At 62.6% G+C, this 20,832-nt stretch carries 22 protein-coding genes; 9 read left to right on the top strand and 13 right to left on the bottom strand.

Annotated features, from left to right (window positions below; genetic code table 11):
• The first annotated feature begins 38 nt into the window (after positions 1–38).
• On the top strand, positions 39–500 hold the full coding sequence (locus tag IF103_RS14020) for a hypothetical protein (protein WP_023381013.1): 462 nt from the start codon (positions 39–41) through the stop codon (positions 498–500).
• The gene (locus IF103_RS14015; protein WP_023381012.1) at positions 500–730 is read left to right on the top strand and encodes a metallothionein; all 231 of its coding nucleotides are present in this window, start codon (positions 500–502) and stop codon (positions 728–730) included. Before IF103_RS14020 ends, IF103_RS14015 begins: the two co-directional genes overlap by 1 nt.
• A gap of 49 nt (positions 731–779) precedes the next feature.
• Here the strand turns inward: IF103_RS14015 and IF103_RS14010 are convergent, their stop codons facing one another.
• The 6 genes from IF103_RS14010 to IF103_RS13985 all read right to left on the bottom strand — a co-directional run bounded on the left by IF103_RS14010 (position 780) and on the right by IF103_RS13985 (position 9,328).
• Entirely contained in the window at positions 780–1,208 is a 429-nt protein-coding gene (locus tag IF103_RS14010; protein WP_023381011.1) for a hypothetical protein, read from the bottom strand.
• A gap of 39 nt (positions 1,209–1,247) precedes the next feature.
• Complete coding sequence (locus tag IF103_RS14005; protein ID WP_104881622.1) at positions 1,248–2,195, bottom strand: lysylphosphatidylglycerol synthase domain-containing protein; 948 nt, start codon at positions 2,193–2,195, stop codon at positions 1,248–1,250.
• A complete protein-coding gene (gene clsB / locus IF103_RS14000) occupies positions 2,192–3,397 on the bottom strand; it encodes a cardiolipin synthase ClsB (protein WP_027906751.1) in 1,206 nt (401 codons plus the stop codon). Before clsB ends, IF103_RS14005 begins: the two co-directional genes overlap by 4 nt.
• Complete coding sequence (locus IF103_RS13995; protein ID WP_202675413.1) at positions 3,394–4,167, bottom strand: endonuclease/exonuclease/phosphatase family protein; 774 nt, start codon at positions 4,165–4,167, stop codon at positions 3,394–3,396. Before IF103_RS13995 ends, clsB begins: the two co-directional genes overlap by 4 nt.
• Positions 4,164–5,081, bottom strand: a complete 918-nt coding sequence (locus tag IF103_RS13990; RefSeq protein ID WP_023381007.1) for a DUF72 domain-containing protein — start codon at positions 5,079–5,081, stop codon at positions 4,164–4,166. Before IF103_RS13990 ends, IF103_RS13995 begins: the two co-directional genes overlap by 4 nt.
• Positions 5,082–5,215: 134 nt before the next feature.
• Positions 5,216–9,328: a CheR family methyltransferase gene (locus IF103_RS13985; RefSeq protein ID WP_023381006.1), complete on the bottom strand. Its 4,113-nt coding sequence runs from the start codon at positions 9,326–9,328 to the stop codon at positions 5,216–5,218.
• A gap of 186 nt (positions 9,329–9,514) precedes the next feature.
• On the opposite strand from IF103_RS13985, the gene IF103_RS13980 reads away from it, so the two are divergent.
• Positions 9,515–9,757 (top strand): hypothetical protein, encoded by a 243-nt coding sequence (locus tag IF103_RS13980; RefSeq protein WP_023381005.1) that lies wholly within the window; start codon positions 9,515–9,517, stop codon positions 9,755–9,757.
• Between the two features lie 63 nt (positions 9,758–9,820).
• Here IF103_RS13980 and IF103_RS13975 read toward each other — a convergent pair whose 3' ends face one another.
• Both IF103_RS13975 and IF103_RS13970 read right to left on the bottom strand, forming a co-directional pair.
• The gene (locus IF103_RS13975; protein ID WP_023381004.1) at positions 9,821–10,201 is read right to left on the bottom strand and encodes a hypothetical protein; all 381 of its coding nucleotides are present in this window, start codon (positions 10,199–10,201) and stop codon (positions 9,821–9,823) included.
• A 110-nt stretch (positions 10,202–10,311) separates the two neighbouring features.
• Entirely contained in the window at positions 10,312–10,812 is a 501-nt protein-coding gene (locus IF103_RS13970; RefSeq protein ID WP_023381003.1) for a DUF4142 domain-containing protein, read from the bottom strand.
• Between the two features lie 232 nt (positions 10,813–11,044).
• Between IF103_RS13970 and IF103_RS13965 the strand changes: the two genes are divergently transcribed.
• The 4 genes from IF103_RS13965 to IF103_RS13950 are packed head-to-tail and all read left to right on the top strand — an operon-like array spanning position 11,045 to position 14,664.
• The gene (locus IF103_RS13965) at positions 11,045–11,230 is read left to right on the top strand and encodes a hypothetical protein (protein WP_104881625.1); all 186 of its coding nucleotides are present in this window, start codon (positions 11,045–11,047) and stop codon (positions 11,228–11,230) included.
• Between the two features lie 38 nt (positions 11,231–11,268).
• A complete protein-coding gene (locus tag IF103_RS13960; protein WP_202675412.1) occupies positions 11,269–12,579 on the top strand; it encodes an iron-containing redox enzyme family protein in 1,311 nt (436 codons plus the stop codon).
• Positions 12,579–13,532, top strand: coding sequence for a methyltransferase (locus tag IF103_RS13955; RefSeq protein ID WP_104881627.1), 954 nt, complete (start codon positions 12,579–12,581; stop codon positions 13,530–13,532). Before IF103_RS13960 ends, IF103_RS13955 begins: the two co-directional genes overlap by 1 nt.
• Before the next feature lie 7 nt (positions 13,533–13,539).
• Positions 13,540–14,664 (top strand): carboxylate-amine ligase, encoded by a 1,125-nt coding sequence (locus tag IF103_RS13950; protein WP_104883587.1) that lies wholly within the window; start codon positions 13,540–13,542, stop codon positions 14,662–14,664.
• 257 nt (positions 14,665–14,921) lie between these two features.
• Here IF103_RS13950 and IF103_RS13945 read toward each other — a convergent pair whose 3' ends face one another.
• From IF103_RS13945 to IF103_RS13930, 4 genes are all read right to left on the bottom strand, one after another.
• Complete coding sequence (locus IF103_RS13945; RefSeq protein ID WP_023380998.1) at positions 14,922–15,461, bottom strand: type 1 glutamine amidotransferase domain-containing protein; 540 nt, start codon at positions 15,459–15,461, stop codon at positions 14,922–14,924.
• A gap of 93 nt (positions 15,462–15,554) precedes the next feature.
• Entirely contained in the window at positions 15,555–16,796 is a 1,242-nt protein-coding gene (locus IF103_RS13940; protein ID WP_023380997.1) for an MgtC/SapB family protein, read from the bottom strand.
• Positions 16,781–17,602, bottom strand: coding sequence for a helix-turn-helix domain-containing protein (locus tag IF103_RS13935; RefSeq protein ID WP_104881630.1), 822 nt, complete (start codon positions 17,600–17,602; stop codon positions 16,781–16,783). Before IF103_RS13935 ends, IF103_RS13940 begins: the two co-directional genes overlap by 16 nt.
• Before the next feature lie 2 nt (positions 17,603–17,604).
• A complete protein-coding gene (locus IF103_RS13930; protein WP_027906748.1) occupies positions 17,605–17,853 on the bottom strand; it encodes a hypothetical protein in 249 nt (82 codons plus the stop codon).
• Positions 17,854–18,225: 372 nt separating this feature from the next.
• On the opposite strand from IF103_RS13930, the gene IF103_RS13925 reads away from it, so the two are divergent.
• Positions 18,226–19,152, top strand: coding sequence for a universal stress protein (locus IF103_RS13925; protein WP_023380994.1), 927 nt, complete (start codon positions 18,226–18,228; stop codon positions 19,150–19,152).
• A gap of 27 nt (positions 19,153–19,179) precedes the next feature.
• Here the strand turns inward: IF103_RS13925 and IF103_RS13920 are convergent, their stop codons facing one another.
• Positions 19,180–19,728 carry a GNAT family N-acetyltransferase gene (locus IF103_RS13920; RefSeq protein ID WP_023380993.1) on the bottom strand — a complete coding sequence of 183 codons (549 nt, stop codon included), beginning with the start codon at positions 19,726–19,728 and terminating at the stop codon, positions 19,180–19,182.
• 187 nt (positions 19,729–19,915) lie between these two features.
• Here IF103_RS13920 and IF103_RS13915 point away from each other — a divergent pair, with 187 nt between their 5' ends.
• Positions 19,916–20,830 (top strand): universal stress protein, encoded by a 915-nt coding sequence (locus IF103_RS13915; RefSeq protein ID WP_027906746.1) that lies wholly within the window; start codon positions 19,916–19,918, stop codon positions 20,828–20,830.
• The last annotated feature ends 2 nt before the right edge of the window (positions 20,831–20,832 follow it).

The following is a 20,832-nucleotide window of genomic DNA, read 5'->3' as shown; positions in this document are numbered from 1 at the left end:
GTAGTCGACCGAATGAAGCCCACAGACGGAGAACCCTCATGGCTACACCCGATGACCCAAGACCTCAGGTCGAAATAGACGACACCGAAGACCGTATGGGCAGTGTCCATGAACTGGATTTCAGCGAGCGCCGCGATGAGCGCAGGGGTCGCATCGGCGACGAGCGTCCGGCGCGGGAGGTGCACGAGGACTATCCGCCCCGGCGCGTCGCCGAAAGCGGCATGACCGGTGGCGAAGCCCTCAGTGACAGCCTGCACGAGGACAATGTCACCCTCGATGACCTGAGCCCCGATACGCTGCTGGACGAAACTGGCGCCCGCGATCCCCATGAGCCGGGGACGGGGGGCGGCCCGGCGGACAAGACCTTGCGTCAGGTCCAGGCCCATGAAATTGGCGGTGGCATTGGTTTGGACGAGGCTGAACTGGCGCGCTCGGCACCCTTGGACGGCGAGCCGTGGACCGATGAAGTCACACCTGAAGACGACCGGAGAGCGCCCTGATGAACGAGCAACGCTGTTCCTGCAACCCTTGTTCCTGCACCGTCGACGCCAATGCCGTGGTCCAGGATGGCAAGGCCTACTGCTGTGAAGCGTGCGCGACGGGTCACCGTAACGGTGAGCCTTGCCGCGTGGCCGAATGCAAATGTGGCGAAGCCACCCAGCCCAAGGAAAGCAGCGTCGATAACGCCCTGGATGAAACCTTCCCGGCGAGCGACCCGATCTCACCTTGAGGCGCGGCGCGGGGCAAGCCGTGTACCGGTTCGCCCCGCCCTGATCACCTCAGTGAGTCTGCCAGATACCATTGTTGCGCTCGCAGTCACTGCGCGCCTGGCCAAGGCTTGGGGTGTCGTAGTAGTAGGTGATGATCCGCGCATCCTTCGGCACCTGCGGGCGGGTCGAGGGTTCATCGCGCCCCGCGGCGTCCGGGTTGGCCAAGGTCTCCTGAGTCAGCGGCGCGATGCAACTGCCAACGCTGCCGTCGCTGCAGCGCTCGACCTTGCGCTTCTGGCTGTTGAGCATTTCCTTGCTTTCATTGCTGCAAGACCAGGCAATCGCTTCGGAAGGCATGTTGCCGAAGGTGTAGCAGGTACGTTGTTGCACCGGTTTGACCGCTTCGCTGGAAGACCGGGTGACCACCTCGCAGCCTTCGGCCAGCGCATCTCCGCTGGCCAGGGCGCCCAGCAGTGCCACACACAATAAGCATCGCATGATGTACCTCCCGGGCCAGACGGCCCATCGACGCTTGCCTCAGGCCTGCCCGGCCTGCTGGCGCAGGGTCCTGGCGCGCTTTTCCAGGATCAGGTAGGTGATCACCGCCAGCACCAGCGGTATCAGGTAGTACAACGTCCGATAGCCCAGCAGGGCGGCTACCAGCGTGCCTTGGCCGAGTTGACCGTGCAGCAGGGCAAGGAACACCGCCTCCAATACCCCTAGCCCGGCCGGAATATGCGCAACCACGCCGGCCAGGCAACTGATCAGCAATACACCCAGTACCGAGGGGTAGAACAGCTCAGGTGGCAGCAACAGATGAATCAGCGCCGCCATCAGGGCCCAGTTGCTGGCGCCGAGCACCAGTTGGCACACCGCCAGGCGCAGGCTCGGCAAGGCGATCTCATGCCCTCGCAGGTGCCACGTCCGGCGCTTGGCGAAGGCGCAGGCAAGCAGATAGACCACCGCGATCGCTACCATGAGCACGCCCACCAGGCGCAGGCCGAGGGTACCCAGTGCCCAGCTTTCAGGCAGTTTGACCAGGCTCAAGGCGAACACCGTGCCGGCCAGCAGCATATAGCCCATCCAATTGGTGAGCAGGCCCAGGGTCAGTATGCGCGTGATGGTCGCCGTATCCAGTCCCAATCGACTGTACAGGCGGTAGCGCAGGGCCACACCGCCAACCCAGGTGGTGAAGTTGAGGTTGAACGCATAGCAGACGAACGCCACTGGCAGTACCTGTCGGGCTGGCAAGTGGTGGCCGGTGTAGGCACGGGCCAGCAGGTCGTAGCTGGCGAACACCAGGTAGCTGCACAGTGCCAGTAGCAGGCCAAGGGCCAGGGTCGAGGGCCGGTAGGCCAGCAGTGACTGGCGAACTTCGGACCAGTCCAGGTTGCGCGCCAGGGTGAACAGCAGTACCGGGATCAGCACCACGAACAGCAGCGTCAACAGACGCTTGCCCCAGGTCTTCCAACGTTGCCCGCTCATCCGGTTTTGCCTCCGCGGTAATCCACCGGCGCCGTGAGGTCCACTTGCACGGACTGCAGGCGCTGGCGGTGTGCCGGGAACCAACCGGCGATGCGCGGGAAGTAGCGAGTGATATGGAAGCCGAGGAAAATCAGCGGCGCACGCCACCAGTAGCCGCGTACCATCCGTTCGAGGGTCACGGTCTTGCAATGCTTGCTGGCCAGTTCGCTCAGGTGCTCGTGCAAGCCATGGTTGAACGCACGATCGCGGATCAGCAGGTTGGCTTCGAGATTGAACGACAGGCTCAGCGGGTCAAGGTTGCTGGAACCGACGGTGGACCAGTGGTCATCCACCAAGGCCACCTTGCCATGCAGAGGCCGCTGGCAGTACTCGCGGATGCGCACATTGTCGCGCAACAAGTAGTTGTAGAGCAGGCGCGATAGGCTACGAACCCAGCGCATGTCCGGTTGGCCCTGAAGAATCAGGGTGACGTCAACGCCGCGCCGTGCGGCGTTGCGCAGTTCGCGCAGCAGGCGATAGCCGGGGAAGAAGTAGGCATTGGCAACGATGATGCGGTGCTTGGCCTCGCGAAAGGCCTGCAGGTAGCACACCTCGATATCGTTGCGGTGGTGACGGTTGTCGCGTTCCACCAGCAAGGCACTGGCGGTGCCGGCAGGGGGGCTGGCCGAGGGCAACTGGCTGATGCTTTCGAGCACGGGCGCAAGCAACCGGCAACTGGATGCATGCACCTGCGCCACCACCGGGCCTGCGACCTCCACGGCATAGTCCTGCTTGGCTTGCGGCCCGAAGTCGCCCAGGTGGTCGGCGCTGTAGTTGATGCCGCCGAGGAAGGCGCGCTGACCGTCGATGACCACCACCTTGCGGTGCAGGCGGCGGAACAGGTTGGTGCGCATGCCGGCCAGCTTGGGCTGGGGATCGAACGCATGGAAGCGCACCCCGGCCTCGGTCATGGAGGAAATGAAGTCATCGGGCAGGTCGGCGGTGCCATAGCCGTCCACCGCCACCTCGACCCGCACGCCTCGTCGGGCCGCGTCGATCAGCGCCTGACGCAGGGACTGGCCGACCTTGTCGTCGAAGATGATGAAGGTTTCCAGCAGGATCTCGTGCCGTGCCTGGGCCATGGCCTCGAACACCCGAGGGTAATATTGCTCGCCGTTGATCAGCAGTTCGACGTGGTTGCCGTCGCTCCAAGTGTGTTTCACAGGGTCACCTCCGCTACCAGGGGGGCATGGTCGGAAAGATGCGACCAAGGGTATCGGGACAGCACCCGCGCTTCGCTGGCCTTGGCATTGCGCAGGTAGATGCGATCCAGGCGCAGCAGCGGCAGGCGGGCAGGGAAGCTGCGCGCCGGTTTGCCAAAAGCTTCGGCCAGGTGCCCGGACAGCAGTGCATCGGCCCTCAGTCGCCAGTCGTTGAAGTCACCGGCGACGATGACCGGCTCGTCCGCTGGCAGGCTGTCGAGCAACCCCAGGAGCAGGCCGACCTGGCGCTGACGGTGCTCCTCGCGCAAACCCAGGTGCACGCAGATGGCGTGCATTCGCTCATGGCCGGGCACTTCCAGTTGGCAATGCAGCAGGCCGCGCTGCTCGTTGCCGTGGATCGACACGTCGAGATTGTCGTAGGCGCGGATCGGAGACTTCGACAGCAGGGCATTGCCATGGTCGCCATGGGGATAGACCGCATTTCGACCGTAGGCGAACTCAGGCCACATGCTGTCGGCGAGAAATTCGTACTGGGGTTCCTGCGGCCAGGTTGGATGGCGCTCGGCATGCCACTGATGGCTGCCATGCACTTCTTGCAGGAACACGAGGTCGGCACCGGTAGCGCGCACGGCTTCGCGAAGCTCAGGGAGGATGAAGCGGCGGTTGAACAGGGTGAAGCCTTTATGCACGTTCAGGGTGAGCACTGTCAGGCGATGCACCGCGCTCGCCTCGTCGATCACGCAGCTTGCGGTAGGTAGGGTCCGGTTCATGACTGCACCTGCGGTTCGACGCCAGGCTCGGTCACAAGCTCACCGTCCAGGCCGAGTTTACCCAGCAGGCGGCGCGCATCGTACGGGGCATGCACCTTCTGGTCGTTGTCGAAATAGCAGTACACATCGCGAGAGGCGCGTCTGGCCGGTGCGCGCTGCATCACCAGCTCGGCATCATCTGGCTGGCTACCGGCAGCCCAGGCCTCGATACGCAAGCGCCAACGGCGCAGGGCTTTGGCGGTGTAGCCACTGCTGTAGAGTTCGACATCGCCGTGCAGGCGCAGGTAGACGAAGTCGGCGGTGACATCCTCGACGTACGGCCATTTGCCGGCGCTGTCGGCCACTACCAGGGCCACCTTGTGTCGACGCAGCAGGTTGATGAAGGTGTCGCACAGGAAGCTTGGGTGACGGATTTCCACGGCATGACGGAGCCGGGCATTGCCGCCAATGGCGGTACCGCCATTGTCCTTGAGGCGCGCGGCAGCTTGCCCTGCGCATTCGCGGGCAGCCTTGCGATCACGGGGCAACTTGCCGAGGAAGTCGCTGAAACGCTGGGCGTCGAATTTCAGCGTGGCGGGAAACTGCCACAGGAATGGGCCCAGTTTGTCGCCCAGCAACAACGGGCCGGACGCGAAGAAGTTGGCAAGCGCCTCGTCGATGTCGCGCAGCCTGCGCACATGGGTGATGTAGCGCGGCGCCTTGACCGAGAACACGAACCCGTCCGGTGTCTGGTCACGCCAATGGCAATAGCGTTCCGGTGTCTGCAACGCATAGAACGAGCCATTGATCTCGATGCTGTTGACCGCCCGCGAGGCGAACGCCAGTTCATCGTCCTGGCGCAGCCCCTTGGGGTAGAAGTCCTTGCGCCATGGACCATAGCGCCATCCGGAAATACCAATGCGAATCTCGCTCACGCCAGCTCCCCTGCATTCGTGGACTCACCTCTAGCGACCCGTGGTGGGGTGCAAGGGTTCACCACGATTGACGAGCGGGCCGCCGGGACAGCAGGTAGACTCGTGCGGCACAGCGCCAGGCGCCAGCCGCGCGATCAGCGGGTTTGCGCGCCGTTCAGGCGTTCAAGGGTTTCGATCAGGTCCTCGTAACCGACAGGCTTGTTCAAGTGTCGGTCGAAGCCGGACTGTCGCGATTTGTGTTGATCGGCGCTGGCGCCGTAGCCGGTCAGGGCAATGGCCGGAACGTAGCGAAGATGCTCAAGGCCACGCAGTGCTTTGATCAGCGCGTGTCCATCCATGCCGGGCATGCCGATATCGGAAATGATCACGTCATATCGCGCATCCGCCGCTGAGGCCAAGGCCAGGTGTGGATCGCTGTAGGCATCGACTTCGGCATTTTCCATGAGCAGTAACTGCTCCATCACATCCAACACATCGACCGAGTCATCCACCAGTAATATGCGGATACCGGCGAGCCGCCCCTCAGGCACTGCATCGCTAGCCTGTTCCTGGGTTTGCTGAGTGTATTCGCATAACGGCAGGGTGATGGTGAAGGTGCAGCCCTGGCCAAGCCCTGGTGACTGTACGCGCACGTTACCGCCATGGGCCTCGACCAGTTGGCGTACCAGGGAAAGGCCGATGCCGAGGCCTTCGCGGCCATGGCTGGTGGGGGCGGCCTGGCTGAACAGTTCGAAGATGTTTTCCAGCGATTCTTCGGCAAGCCCAATGCCGTGGTCGATCACCTGCAGTTGCGCATGCTCGTCCAACTGCGTGAGCACCAGCAGGATCTCGCCATCGGCGGGGCTGAATTTCAGCGCGTTGTTCAGCAGGTTCCAGATAATCTGTTCCAGGCGCGTACTGTCTGCCATGACATACACCGGCGCGCCATTGGCTGGCAGCGTCAGGCGCACGCTACAACCGCGTTGTTCGCTGCAGGCCACCGAGTGGATACCCTGCAGCACAGCGCACAGGTCGACCGGCCGGGTCTGGAGCTTGAGCTTGCCCGTACGTATGCGTGCGACATCGAGCAGGTCGTCGATGATACGCGCCTGGCTGGCGACCGCTTCGCAGATCACGCTGACGGCCTTGTTCGCCGCGCTGGTACTCTTGACCGGAGGCAGACGTCGCAGGATATCGGCATTGAGCTGGATGAGGTTCAACGGATGCTTGAGCTCATGGGACATGACCGCGAAGAACTCATCCTTCATGTGGCTGGTGACCTGCGACTCGGCCAGTCGCTTGCTTTGCTCGTCGTGAAGCCGCTTGTGCCCTGTCAGGTCGCGGGCGATCTTGACGTAGCCGCGCAGGCTGTTGCCCTTCAGGCGCGACACTTCGCCGCTGCAATAGAAGCGACTGCCGCCCTTGCGCACATGCCAGCGCTCGTCCTGGCCGCGACCCTGCAGGCGAGCGGTGCGAAGTTCACGCTCCGGCACCCCGTTCTCGCGGTCTTTCTCGGTGAAGAGCAGCGAAAAGTGCTGGCCCAGCACTTCGTCCTTGGCGTAACCGAATATCAGCGCAGCGCCGGTGTTCCAGTCGATGATCAAGCCTTGTTCGTCGAGCAGGATGATGGCGAAGTCGTGGGTGCTCTCCGCGACCAGGCGCATGCGCTCTTCCCCTCGTCGCAAACGTTCTTCGGCAGCGCGACTCTTGGTGATGTCGATGAACGTCAGCACGGTGCCATCGACGTTCTGTTCATTGGCCCGATAGGGCAACAGGCGGGCCAGGTACCAATGCTGGTCATTGCCGATCACCTCGCGCTCTAGCGTGGTCTCGCGCTCGATCACCGCGCGCGCGTCGTCCGCCAGCCCTGGGTAGTCCAGGCGGTGGGTGATGTCGAGCAGCGAGCGGCCGGTATCGACCGGCAGCATGCTGAAGATATCGGTGGCCCGGGGGGTGAACCAGCGGATGCGCAGGCTGCGGTCGACGAACACTGTCGCGATCTGGGTGGAGGCGATCAGGTTGCTCAGGTAATCGTTGATCTTGTCGGTTTCATCGACCTTGGACTTGAGCTCGTAGTTGACCGTCAGTAACTCTTCGTTGATCGACTGCAGTTCTTCCTTGCTGGTTTCCAGCTCTTCGCTGGCAAGGCGCAGTTCTTCGTTGATCGCCTGCATTTCCTCGTTCGAAGCGGTCAGCTCCTGGCTGGAGATCTCTGACTGCTCGATGGTTTCCTGCAACTGTTGGCGGGTTCGCTGAAGTTCGCGCTCCAGGGTGTTCAACACCATGCCGTCGGTCTGCTCGGCAATGGCCGGGCCGTGCGCGTCGGCTTCGCTCACCTGGAAGACGACCAGCAGGCATTCGCTGCCGCTGGGCTCGTCCTGGTGTGGCTGGACCTGCATCTTTACTTCGATACGCTGCTCATCGACAGCGACGATGACCGGGCCTGAGGTGACCAGTTGGCCGGTGTTCTGGGCTTGTAGCACGGTACTGCGCAAGGTCGGTCGAAGCGGCACCAGCACCAGGTTCAGCAGGTTGTGACTGAGTTCTCCCCCTGGGTGGCGCAGAAAGCGGCCGACCCCTTCGCTCATGTGCAAGATGTTGCCGTCGGCGTCGATGATCAGGCTTGGTGGCGTGCGCCTGGCCAGTGCGCGGTGATGGATCTCGGCATAGGACAGCTTGCGAACGGGCCTGGTCTTGACCCGCGCCACCTGCGACTCGGGCGCCTGCAGGCGGGCGGTGCGACGCGCAGGCTCCACCTCCCTGGCCTTGAAGATACGATGGCGTTTGTCCACCGGAATGAACAGATCGGCAGCCGCATCCGCCGACTCCGATGAACCCAGAAACAGGTAGCCCCCTTTGCGCAAGGCGAAGTGAAAGATTCGCAGGATTTCGTGTTGCACTTCTCGGTCAAGGTAGATGAGCAGGTTACGGCACACGACCAGGTCGAGTTGGGAGAAGGGTGGGTCGGACAGCAGGTTATGGCGGGCGAACAAGACCTTTTCGCGGATGTCCTTGCGCACCCGGTAGTGCTGGTCTTCCTTGATGAAGAACTGGCGTAACCGCGCGGTAGGCACATCGGTGGCGATGGCATCAGGATAAACACCCAGGCGGCCGACATTGATAGCGCGTTCGTCAAGGTCGGTGGCGAACACCTGAATCCTGGCGCTACGTTGCTCCCGCGCCAGTTGTTCGGTGGCCAGCATCGCCAGACTGTAGGCTTCCTCGCCGGAAGAGCAGCCTGCCGACCAGATGCGCACTTCGCGCTGCGGATCTTCGCCGCTCTGGTCATGGCTAAGGCCGGGCATCACATGCTGTTGCAGCGCCTCGAAGGCGTCACGGTCGCGGAAGAAATTGGTCACCCCGATCAGCATGTCGGCGAGCAAGGCACGGCTCTCCTCGGGGTGTTGCTCCAGGTAGTCGCGATAGCCGGCCAGGTCGGTCTGCGCGGTGACATGCAGGCGCCGTTCAAGCCGACGCAAAACCGTTGCGCGCTTGTAGTGCTGGAAGTCATGCCCGGTGGTGGCGTGCAGACGGGCCAGGATGTCGTCCAGGAGCGGATCGCTTTGCTGTGGGTCGCCTGAGCGCTCGCCCAGGGCAGGGGGCAGGCTGTCGTCGTCTATTTCAGGCAGTTTGACCTCGCGTGCCGTGCGCCACAGTTCCACCAGCTTCCCAGGGATCTGGGCCACTGGAAGCACCAGGTCGACCATGCCGGTGTCGATCGCCGCCTTGGGCATGTCGGCGTACAGCGCATCGTCGGGTGCCTGCACCAGGGTCACACCGCCTTGCTCCTTGATTCGCGACAAACCCACTGCGCCATCGCTGCCGCTACCGGAAAGAATCACGCAAAAAGCATGATCCTTGTGCACATCGGCCAGGTCCCTGAAGAACAGGTCGATGGCGACATGATCGCCGCGACTGCGCCTGGCTGGGCTGACGCGCAGGTAGCCGTCGTTGGTGGACAACCGGTTGGCCGGAGAAATCACATAGACATGGTTGCGCTCGATCGGCACCGGCTCGCTCACCTGACAGACGGGCATGCGGGTGACCCGCTGGATCAAGCGGTCGGCCTGGCTCTGATGGTCCGGCGACAGGTGCAATACGACGACGAACGCGACGCCGCAGTCGGCCGGCATGTGCTGGAAGAACGTCTGGATCGCCTCCAACCCGCCAGCCGATGCGCCGATGCCTACGACCGGGAAATCCAGATGGCTGGGGCTGAGCGCCGGGTTGTGCGGTGCTGCGAGTGTAGTCTTGCTGGACGACTTCATGGGCACGAACCTTGTGCGGACCGGGTAGGGTCCCTGTATGAATCATGGGCATTGGCAGCGATTATAGGCTTCACATCATCCGAGCGACGAGGGTTTGGCGACGTCGCGATGACGATCTCGCCCGATCCGGGTGAACGTCGCCCGGCGGATGGACTCTCACTGCAATGAGCACCGAGGAGTCTTGCCATGAGCATCGAACGCAGCATCCCAGAGCTTGAAGCCTGGTACGCCCAGTACGACGACACCAGCTACCGCACCGAGTCGCCGGATGCCTACCACCACGCTTTGGTCCGCACCGCCGAGGCCTTGCGTGACGATGGCGCCATCGACTGGGACGATTGGCTGGCACTCAAGGCGCTGGCCGATGAAGCCCACGTGCGGGCGCTTGAAGATGCCGTGCAGGCCCATGTGAGCGATCCGGATGCATGACCGCTCAAGGAGCTGGCCAGCATCCGTCAAACCCAAGCAGGCCGCCGACGTGCGTCGAGCATCTCAACCATGCTTGCCTAACGCCTCGACCAGTTCTGCCTTGCTCATGGTCGAGCGGCCTTTGATGTTCTTGCTCCGCGCTTCCTTGAGAAGGCTCTGCTTGGTTTGCGTGTTCAGCGACGTACTCGATGTACGTGAGTGCCCCTGACGTGTTTGCGCCGCCCGCTTGGCCGAATCCGAACGGGCGGTGGACTGGGCCTTCGACGAGGCGGCTTTGCCCGAGCCGCCTGGCTTTTCGCCGCCGCCCGATTGCTTGTTGACCGTTGCCCAGGCGCGCGCCTCGGCTTCGTCCTTGGACAGGCCTTTATGCTCGTAGCGCTCTTCGATGTGTTCAGCCTTGCGCTTTTGGGTGTCGGTGTATTTGTCTTTGTCTCCACGTGGCATGCTGTTCTCTCCGCGTTCGAGTGATACAAGGTCACAGAACCGTTGAGCAATGGGGCAGGATGGCTGCCCCATTGGCGTCGGGCCTACCGTCGCCTGGCCTGTCGGCTGGGTTATTTGCCGTGAGTCGTCTGCAAAGCTTTGGCCTGCTCGAGGTGATGTTCCAGCGTCGGCAGTTTTTCGCTGGCGAAGGCCTTCAGCTCTGGTTTGTCGGAGGATGTCGACTCCTTCTTGAACAGCTCCACGGCTTTTTCGTGCGCATCGACCTGGTTGTTGACATAGGAACGGTCGAAGGACGCTTCGCGCCATTCGAGGATCATTTTTTTGACCTTGTCGGTCAGCGCCGCTTCGTCGGGCACGCTGATGTCAAGCTTGCGGGCGATTTCGCCCAGCTGCTGGTTGGCCTTGGTATGGTCGGTGACCATCTGCTGGGCATATTTCTTGATGTCGGCGTTCTGGCTTTTTTCCTGGGCAAGGTTACTGGTGACCACCTCGGCGATGCCTGCCTCGATCGCCGCGTCGACGAAATCGTCCGAAGAGGCCGCCTGGACCTGCAGCGAAGCAAGGCTCATCAACAACGTGACGCCTGCGAGTTTCAAGAAGGGTTGGCTCATGTCTGACTCCTTCGTTCAGTTGGCGCGACCTCGATGTCGCATTCGGTTGAGCCAGGCGAGGGCGGGAAGGTTTAGTTTTTCTTCGATCATCGTGATGGCTACCCGCGCCTCCCGATGCACCCCGCCCCGGTATTTAGCGCCGTTCATCCACTGCAGGGTAAAAAAAACGAATCCAGCCGCGTCGAGCGCACTCGTTCGTTATGAACCCTCGCAACTACAACCGGAGCCCGACATGAAATACACCCTGCTCCCCACGGTGCTGCTCGGCGCCAGCCTGACGCTGCTCGGCGGCTGTTTCGACCGTGATTCAGATCATCCCGCCAAGGATGCGGACCCCAGCAAGCCGTCCTTGCAGATGGAGCAACCCGATACACCCACCACTCATCCGAGCCCCGAGACCAAGCCCCAGAATCCCTGAGCGAGGTGCGGCCCATGAGGTTGATACCGTTAGAAATCATGCAGCAGTCAGTCCGGGTTGTGCCGGACGATCCGCAGCGGCAGTACTCGGCAATGCTGCAGTCGGGTGGCTACGACGCGCGGGAGTGGTTGGCCGGTCAACTTCAGCGGACGATATCGATGACCGATGATTTGCCGGACGATCCCGCGGATTTGGCGCAGTGGTCGGTCGATCATGCCGCCCGGGTCGCCGCAGAGCATGCGCGTTACCTGGCGCAGCGGCGTGAGGGCGCACCACGGCGGTTCTTCGCCAACCGGGCACAGGCCCTGTGGTTCCTGCAACAGGTCGCCCCGACCAAAGAGGTGGATGGCGCTTGGCTGCACGGAACGCTCAAGCACTGGCAAGATCCACGGTTCCATGGGCTGATCCGTACCTTCCTAGAAGAACTGGGCGATGGTGACCTCCGCTGCAACCATGTGTTGATCTACCAGCGATTGCTGAGCCGCCTGGGTTGTGACCAAGGGCTGCCTTTGGACCCGTCGCGGTACCTGCAAGGCGCGGTGCAGTTGGCCTTGGGGCGCAACGTCGAGCAGTATTTGCCGGAGGTCATTGGCTACAACCTGGGGTATGAACAGCCGCCTTTGCACTTGCTGATCACCACCCACGAGTTGGCCGAACTGGGCATCGATGCTCATTACTTTCAGCTGCACGTCACGATCGACAATGCCGCCAGCGGTCATGCTCGTCGCGCATTGCAAAGCCTGTTCCTGCTGATGCCGGGGCCGTCGGAAAAAGCCTGCTACGAGCGAGTGCGCAGGGGCTATCGTCTCAACGATCTTGGGCTCGACACGGCCTCGCTGATTGCGTCCTTCGACCTGGAAACGGAGTTGTTGGCCGCCTTGCAACGCAAGCGGGTATACGGCCAGTTCATGCACAGTGACCGTTGCCGCCTGCAAGGTCGGACCATCAACCAATGGCTGGCCGATGCCAGCGCGTTACCCGGCTTCCTGCGCGCCCTTGAAACGCAACAGTGGGTGCAACGAGGCGAGGCGCCTTCGAATAGCCGGTTCTGGGCCTTGATCGACGGACCGCATGCCGCGATGTTTGGGGTTTTCACCGCTTACGAAAAGCAGCTCTGGCATGACTGGATTGCCGGTGACAGGGCCGGCGTGCCGTATCGGCGCGTCGCACCGGGGCACTGGGAGCAGGGTTTGGCCTTGGAAGAGGGCGGGCCGGCCACGCAAGGGCTGCCTCGTGTCGAGTGCATGATCGAACGGATGTCCGGTAACCATCACGCCGAGCCCGATGGACTGCGCGCCACCCGCGATTTCATTCTTGCCACCGGCTTGACCCACGCAGGAGAGTGCTGATGTTGCTTGACCAGAACCAAGCTTATGCCGACCAGGCACTGTTGCACCTGGGGCGGCGCCTCAGCGCCGACGGTTATCGTTTCACCTGCGTGACCCCAGCTACCCATGCTCGCGTCAACGACCGGACCGCCGCCCAGCAGGCCCACGACCTGCGGGATGTGTTCGGCTGGAGCCGGCCGTTCCCGGCCTCGCTGATCAGCAGTGACGAGTTGGCCCAGTTGAAAACCGCTGGTGTGGTGCAGGCGCAGGGTGAGCTATTGCGCAGCGCGGTGCGTTGGTCGAGCCTCGACAACCTGTTGCTGGTCCATTCCGCGTGGCCGACCGACAGCCACGACGCGGTGTTCTTCGGTCCCGATAGCTACCGATTCGCCCAGGTGATACAGGACTTTCTGCAGCACAGTCCCCGGCGCGTGGAACATGCGGTCGACCTTGGCTGTGGCACCGGCATCGGCGCGCTGATCATCGCCCGTGCAGCCCCCCATGCGCAGGTTTGCGCGGTGGACATCAACCCTTTGGCGTTGCGTTATACCGCCATCAACGCTGCACTGGCGGGGGTGGCCAACGTGTCGGTCGAGCCCAGTGACCTGCTCGATGGCATCGGCGCGAACTTCGACCTGATCGTTGCCAATCCGCCTTACATGCTCGACGCCCAGCAGCGCGCCTATCGCCATGGTGGCGGTGCGCTCGGAGCCGAGCTTTCCCTGCGCATCATCGAACAGGCGCGCGAACGCCTGGTCATGGGTGGCACGTTGTTGCTGTACACCGGGGTCGCGATCGTCGACGGTCGCGATGCCTTGCTGGACGCTGTGCGCCTACGCCTGGCCGGGCCTGCCTTCAGTTGGCATTACCGTGAGCTGGACCCGGATGTATTCGGTGAGCAACTGCTCGAACCAGGCTACGCGCATGTCGAACGCATCGCCGCAGTAGCACTGACCCTGACTCGCATCGCCTGAGTGCACGATGGTCAGGGCGCAAGGGTTCGGCATCGAAGAGGAATACTTGCTGGTCGACGTTACCCGTGGCGACGTCCTGGCCAGGCCGTCGCACGCAGTGGCGCGCCGTTGCCGTGAAGTGGTGGGCGAGCATTTCGCCGAGGAAATGTTCTACAGCCAGATCGAGGTCGCTTCACCGGTGTTGGCCAACCTGCATGAAGCGCGCAGCTATTTCACCGAATGTCGACACAATCTGTGCAGCGCGCTGGCGCAGGAGGGGGTGGCCCTTTATGGCGCTGCCAGCCATCCCACGGCGCGGTGGCAACGCCAGCATGCCCGGGACCAGAATCACTACCGCCAGGTATTCGACGACTATCAAATGGTCGCCCGCCGTAGCCTGCTCTCGGGGCTGCATGTGCACGTGGGGGTGGCGCCGGAGATCGACCGCATGCAGCTGATCAACCAGATGCTCTGCTGGTTGCCGCTGTTGCTCGTCCTGACCACCTCTTCGCCGTTCTGGTGCAGCCAAGTGACCGGTTACCAAAGTTACCGACGCGTGGTCTGCGGGGAGTGGCCGCACATGGACATGCCAGAGCCGCTGGCTGACTGGAATGCCTACCTGCGCTACAGAACACTGCTCCAAGGTATAGGCGGGCTTGCCGAAGACGGCGACTTCTGGTGGGCGATCCGCCCGTCGCGGCGATTTCCGACAATCGAGTTGCGCATCTGTGATGCGTGCCCACGCTTGGAAGACGGCCTGGCCATCGCCGGGCTGTTCCGTCACCTGGTAGAGCAGACGCTGCGGGTTCGTCAGCATTGGCAGCCGCTCGGCCCCGAGCAACGTTGGATCATCCAGGAGAACTACTGGAGGGCGCTCCGCCATGGCGGCAATGGCATGTTCATAGGCGCGCACGACAGGCAACCGGTGACCGCCCATGGCTGGCTGGCACAGCTGCAGGGCCTGGTACCCGCCGACACCCAGGATGCCGAGCACGCATTCGGCCACGCTGCGCGTATCCTCCAGGACGGCAGTAGCGCTCAACGCCAACTGGCCGCCTTCGAGCGCGCCCTCGCCCAGGGGAGAGACCGGCGCCAGGCCTTCCGGGCGGTGGTCGACCAAGTGGTGGGCGAGATGACGCCGGCCACAGGTTGACGCCGGCGAACCCGTCACTCAACCATCGGATTGCTCTTCTGGCGGGACTTGGTCCTCTGGCCAGTCCGGCGCCTCGGTTTCGGAGTCTGGTGCAGGCATCGGTTCACCTGGGTTGTGGGGGACGTCATCGACATATGGGTCTGGGGCATTGGGATCGTGCATGACGAGGTACCTCCAGTAGCGGATGGGTACCTCTTTAGGTCATGGGGCCGCGCGCGACGTTCAATTCACTTGCAGCGGCGGTGTCAACGCGCAGCTCAAACGGCCAGGGCGCGGACCAACTGGTCGTTGAACGCGGGAATGTCATCGGGCTGACGGCTACTGATCAGGTTGCCATCCACCACCACCTCTTCGTCCACCCAGGTGCCGCCTGCGTTGCGAATGTCATCCTGCAGTGTCTTGTAGCTGGTCATCCGCTTGCCCTTGGCCAAACCGCTCGACACCAACAGCCAGGCGCCATGACAGATCACTGCCAACGGCTTGTTGGCCGATTGATGGCTTTTGACCAGTTTCTGCGCGCCGGGAATCAGCCGAATGGTATCGGAGTTCTGCACGCCGCCGGGCAGCACCAGCGCATCGTACAGATCCAGATGCGCATTCTCGAAGGTGGCATCGACGGCGAATTCGTCAGCGGGCTTGTCGTGGTTCCAGCCCCGCACAGTGCCTTCCTTGTCGCTCAGGATATCGACCACGGCGCCATTGTTTTGCAATGCTTCGCGGGGGCCGGTCAGCTCGACTTGTTCGAATCCATCGGTGACCAGAAAGGCCACGCGCTTGCCATTGAGTGGTGCACTCATCGTCATAATCTCCGTTTTTCGATAGACCTGGAACAGGAGGCCTGTCCGACGGGTGCAAAGTTCCTGCGCAATGCCCGAGTGGCGTTCGACAAGTCAGGTCACTAAAAGCCCCAGCCACATCGCGCCAAGAATGATCAACTGTGCCGGGGCGAGGTAACGTGCGAATGCGAAGCCGCCATTGCTGAACGCCAGTACGCATTTGGTCAGGCTATTGCCCGTCACTGCCATCATCCCTGGTACCACGACATCGGCTGTCCCCAGCTGTCCTGCCACAACCAGCGAGGCTACCGATGCGGTGGCTGCGTGGGCATCGCCCATCCCGCCGAGGAAGGCCGCGATACTAACGCCGCTGTGGCCCAGGTGGTGAAGCAGGAATGCCGAGAACAAGGCGATTCCGGCCAGCGCCAGGGTGATGATCAAGGCTGTCCAGAGGTTGAAGGCGCCATCGCCCTGAGGTGCCGGGCACGCGCCTTGGTCGTTGCGCCAAGGTGCCAGTAACAAGGTTCCGTAAACCACCGTAACCCCTACACCGAGCCCGATCGAGGCCATGAAAGGTTTCAACAGGCGGCGGTCGACGATGCCCAGTACCAAGGCGAATTGCGCGATGCTGGCGAGGTTGGACAACACGGCCGCGGCGGCCAGGGATTTTACGGCAGCGACGCGTTGACGGGCTTGATGGGCAAGCAGCGCAATCGTCGCCGTGCCCGAGGCGAAGCCGGATGCGATGGCGCTCAGGGGCAAGCCGTAGCGTGGGCCGACCAGACGCAAGGCAATGTGCCCCAGCGCACCGACGGTCATCAGCAGCACGACCAGCGTACAGAGGGTGCGAGGGTTGAGTGCGCCATACGGCCCCATGAACCTGTCCGGTGTCGACGGCAGCACCACCAGCGCCATCGTCAACAGCATCAAGCCATCGCGCAGCTCTTGCTCGTTCAGTTGCTGGAGCACGAAATGATGCAGCTCGCGGCGCAGTGCCAGGAGCAGGGTCAGTACCACGCCGACAGCGGTGGCCAGTTCTGGTTCCTCGAGGCTCAGTGCTCCGAGGGTCAGCACCAGCAGCAGGGCGATTTCGCTGGTGACTTCGGGGTCTCTGTCGGCATGTTTGTGGTAATGCATGCACAACATCAGTACCAGGCCAAGGCTGGCGAACCCGACCAGCATGGGCCCGGCCAGCAACATGCTGACGTAGCCCAACAGGGCGGTGATGGCGAAGGTCCGGAGGCCGGCGGCGGCATGGTCTTCATTGCGGCCTTTCTTGCGCTCGCGCTCAAGCCCCACCAGCATGCCGATGCCCAATGCCACGGCGCCGTGGCTGATATTCACCGCGTCGAGCATGGCGCCTTCGGGTTGTCCTTGGGCGCGACGTCCGCGCCGCCTTGCTCAAGGGCTATCAAGGCTGGCAGATTGAGTATCTCGACAAGCCTGCCACGCATGCTGACGATACCCAGCGCACGCAAGCGGGCGACCGAACGACAGACGGTCTCAAGCCGCAGTCCCAGGTACGAGGCCATGTCTTCCCGGGACATGCGCAGCATGAAACCGTGGGCAGAATAGCCCCGGCTGACGAAGCGCCGTGACAACCCCACCAGGAAGCTGGCCAGGCGCTGCTCGGCGGTGAGGTTGCACAGCATCAACACCCGTTCATGCTCGCGCACGATTTCCCGACTCATCAAACGGTTCAGGCTTTGCTGCAGGACGGGAAAGTCGTGTGCCAGGGCCTGCAGCCGGCGGTAGGGGACAGGGCACACCTCGCTGTCTTCCAGGGCAATGGCATCGCATACGTGGTGTTCGGTGGCGATGGCGTCGAGGCCAAGCACATCGCCCGGCATCCAGAAATTGATCACCACGCCCTGGCCTTCGGCACTGTTCAGGCTGGTCTTGAAGCTGCCGCAGCGCACGGCATAGAGCGTTGTCAGCGGGTCATTGGCGTTGAACAGCGCGGCGCCTTTGCGAACACGCAGGCGTGGGCCGATCAGGGCGCCCAGGCAACTGTTGTCTTGCACCGGAAGACCGGTGGGCAGGCACAACCCGCTGACACGGCACTCGGTGCACAGGGTCGTGAGCGGTTTCAGGTGGATCGGCGTCGCGGGACTCGACGCTGGCGGTTGGTCGAGCAAGGTCACGTTCAGTAGGCCAGTCATTTTCAGGCCTCCTTCGCGCATCGGAGATCTGCCTGAGTGGCCATCCGAGCATTGGCTTTACCCGTGCTGCCCATGCCGGGGCGTGGTGACCAGTCGGCAAGCATGTCGCGTGAATGGGGTGCATTGAGACGGGCGTTAAGCCGATCGACGAAGGCTTGCGCTTCGTCGGGCGTCGTGAAGCTCACCCGGCAGTCGTCCATGCGGACCCACCAGCGGTTCTGTTCAGGGCTTGTTTCGACGTAGATGTTCATGGAAGCCTCCAGAAGCATGCATGAGCAAACCAACTGCAAATCCATGCGAAACGAAGGCATCCCTGCCAGCAACAGGGGTGGTTCAGGGCGTATTGGCCATTTTCGTCACGCCATTGGGCGGGTTGGCGAATGATTCATGGCCGACTTCGCAGGTTGTCATGAGCGTCATGGCACGCCTCCAGGGAGTTCGATGATTGTTGTTGGTATAGAGTCAGGTTGCGCCGTAAACGCCAGGAAGCTTTGATCCGCATCAAATTCTCGCGCAGCTGGCATCGCCGTTTGTCCGTCCAGTGGTTCAGTTGATAAACGTCAAGTCCGCATAGGGCGGTTCAGGGATGATCCAGGGACACTTCCCAAACGCTGAGGTGCGCCATGGACAACCCGCAAAGACTTCTGCTGATCGCTTCGCCTCTGATGCGGCGCACCCCGGTCTACGACCGTGCGGCGGCGCTGGCCAAGGCCAAGGGCATGGCCCTGCATATCGTGGCGTTTGACTACCTCGAAGGCCTTGCCACCGCGGGCTTGGTCAACGACCAGGCCCTGGCGGTGATGCGCGAAGGCTATGTACAGCAACACCGTGAATGGCTGGAAACCCAAGCGCTGTCGATGCGCCGCAATGGGGTGACGGTCACCACCGAAGTGGTATGGGTCCAGCATCCGCTGGACGAGATACTCGTGCACCTGCGCGAGCAGCCTTTCGCCATGCTGATCAAGGCCTTCGAGCATGAACCCTGGTGGGCACGGGCAATGTTCACCTCGCTCGACATTCAGTTGCTGCGGGAAACCCGCATTCCCCTGCACCTGGTTCACCAGGCCAGCCATGCGCTGCCGCGCAAGATTCTGGCGGCCGTGGACCTGTCGCGCCCGGAAGACCAGTTCGAGGGCTTCAACGACCAGATCATCAGCGAGGCGCTGAAGCTGGCATTACAGTGCAATGCCCAGATCGAGTTGCTATATGCCTACGACATGGGGTCGATGTACCTGGACGCCGGCGGCAGCCGCGAGCATTCATTCCTGTTCGACTCCAACCTGGCCCAGACACTGCACGAGGCGCAAAGCGATGCCTTCCAGGCACTTGCCGAGCGCAATGGAATCGCCGCCGAACACCGCCACCTGCGCTTGGGAGACCCGGCCAAGGTGCTGGCGCTGTTCATGGAGAACAACGATATCGACGTACTGGTCATGGGCAGCTACCACCATCACGGCATCGGCTGGTTCATCGGCAGCACTGCCGAGCGGGTGTTGAATCGCTTGTCCAGCAGCGTGCTGGTGATTTCACCGGAGCATTCCCAAGGCTGAGAGACAAGGCCCCAAAGGGCCTTGTCTTCAGGTGCGAAGGTCAAGTTCGTGAATGATCTCGCTGACATCGCCACCCAAGTAGCGTGAGCTGAAGCCCAGGCCCTTGGTCAGCCGGTGCATGGCATAGTTGTTCGCCAGGTCCCTGGAAATCATGCAGTGAAAGCCGTTGCGCTTGGCGGCTGCGATCAGGTGCTGCATCAGCAACCGGCCCAGCCCCTTGCGCTGCCATTGTTCGTCCACGGCGACGGCGCATTCGCAGAGGCGGCTGCCGGGCACGCTGGCATACCGGCTTACCCCGATCTGGTGCAACTGGCCATCTGCATGGACCAGGGCAACGTAGGCTTCGCGCTGGTGGTGATCCACTGGCATTTGCTGCGCATCCAGGCTTGGCACGCCGCCACTGAGCCCAGCGATCAAGCGGAAACGTCGGGCTTCGTAGGCGATCGTGCTGAGAAAGCGGCGGTCCCTTTCGCGGTCCTCTTCTCGCAGCGGACGGATCAGTACGGCAGCGCCGTCCGAAAGCTTCTCGATCCAATGCTCGCCCGTATCTGGCTGGTCAGCCTGCTGCTTGTTCATGTCGCCTCCCGATTACCTGGTCGATGCTTGCTGCAGCCGTTGTACCGTGCTGGGCGGCGCCGGTTCTGACAATCGTCAAGTTCAGGCGCGGCAGGTGGTTTTTCTGATCTGCATCAAGCGCGCATCAGCCTGCCTCCGGACAATCGCCTACATCATCACGCCAGCCGCGCAAGCCCGGAGGTTCGCCATGGGTCAATATCGACAACTGCTGGTGCTGCTCACCGAGGTCGATCCGCATTCGGCCGCGCTGCGCAGGGCCCTGGCCCTGGCGCATGTCAGTGGTGCCAGCGTGCATGTACTGGGCTTGTTCGAACCGACGCAGGAGCACCTGTTGCGTGAAGAGCGATTGAACGAGGCCGATATCCAGCGCCAGTTCGACCACTACCGTGTACGGCTGGCAGGTTTGGTCGAGCGTCACCGTGGCAGCGGTGTCGCCTTGACGGTCGACAGCCTGCAGGCGGACGACATCCGCAGCCAGGCCCTCGACTACATCAGCGAACTGCAGCCCGACATGGTCATCAAGGACAGCGAAGCGACGCCAACCATGGTGCGACTGTTCAGCACGCCCCTGGATTGCGCCTTGATGCGGGGCCTGAAGGGCATCACGCACTTCGTGCCGGCGGCAGCGGTGTCGCTGCCCCAGCGCGTGCTGGTCGCCGTTGACACTTCCTTCAGCGAAACCCCCGAGGTCCAGGCATCCTTCAATCGTGGGCTGATCCGTGCCGCGCAGGCGCTGGCACTGCAATGCGATGCACAGTTGCACCTGCTCTCGGCCTACAACCTGGCCGGCGTATTCGCCTCGGACATGAACGTCACCCAGGCGTGGATCGATGAGATGCGCAACGCCTTGAAGGAGCCGTTCGACACCTTGGCGGACACTGAGGGGGTCGCGGCGAATCGCCGCCATTTCATGGAAGGTGGCCCGGTGCAAGTGATTCGCGAGCAGGTCGCTGCGCTGGATATCGACGCGGTGGTCATGGGTGTGGTGCAGCCCAAAGGGCTGGACAAGCTGCTGGGCGATACCACCGAGCGCATCGTCAGCCGTCCACCGTGCAGTGTCCTGGCGGTTCACCCTCAAGCGGTCGAAACCCTGGAGCCCTAGCC

It is taken from the genome of Pseudomonas sp. SK2 (genome assembly GCF_016772395.1).
Classification (GTDB): domain Bacteria; phylum Pseudomonadota; class Gammaproteobacteria; order Pseudomonadales; family Pseudomonadaceae; genus Aquipseudomonas; species Aquipseudomonas taiwanensis.
The sequence above is the reverse complement of the archived record's forward strand: the minus strand, read 5'-3'. Positions and strand labels throughout refer to the sequence as shown.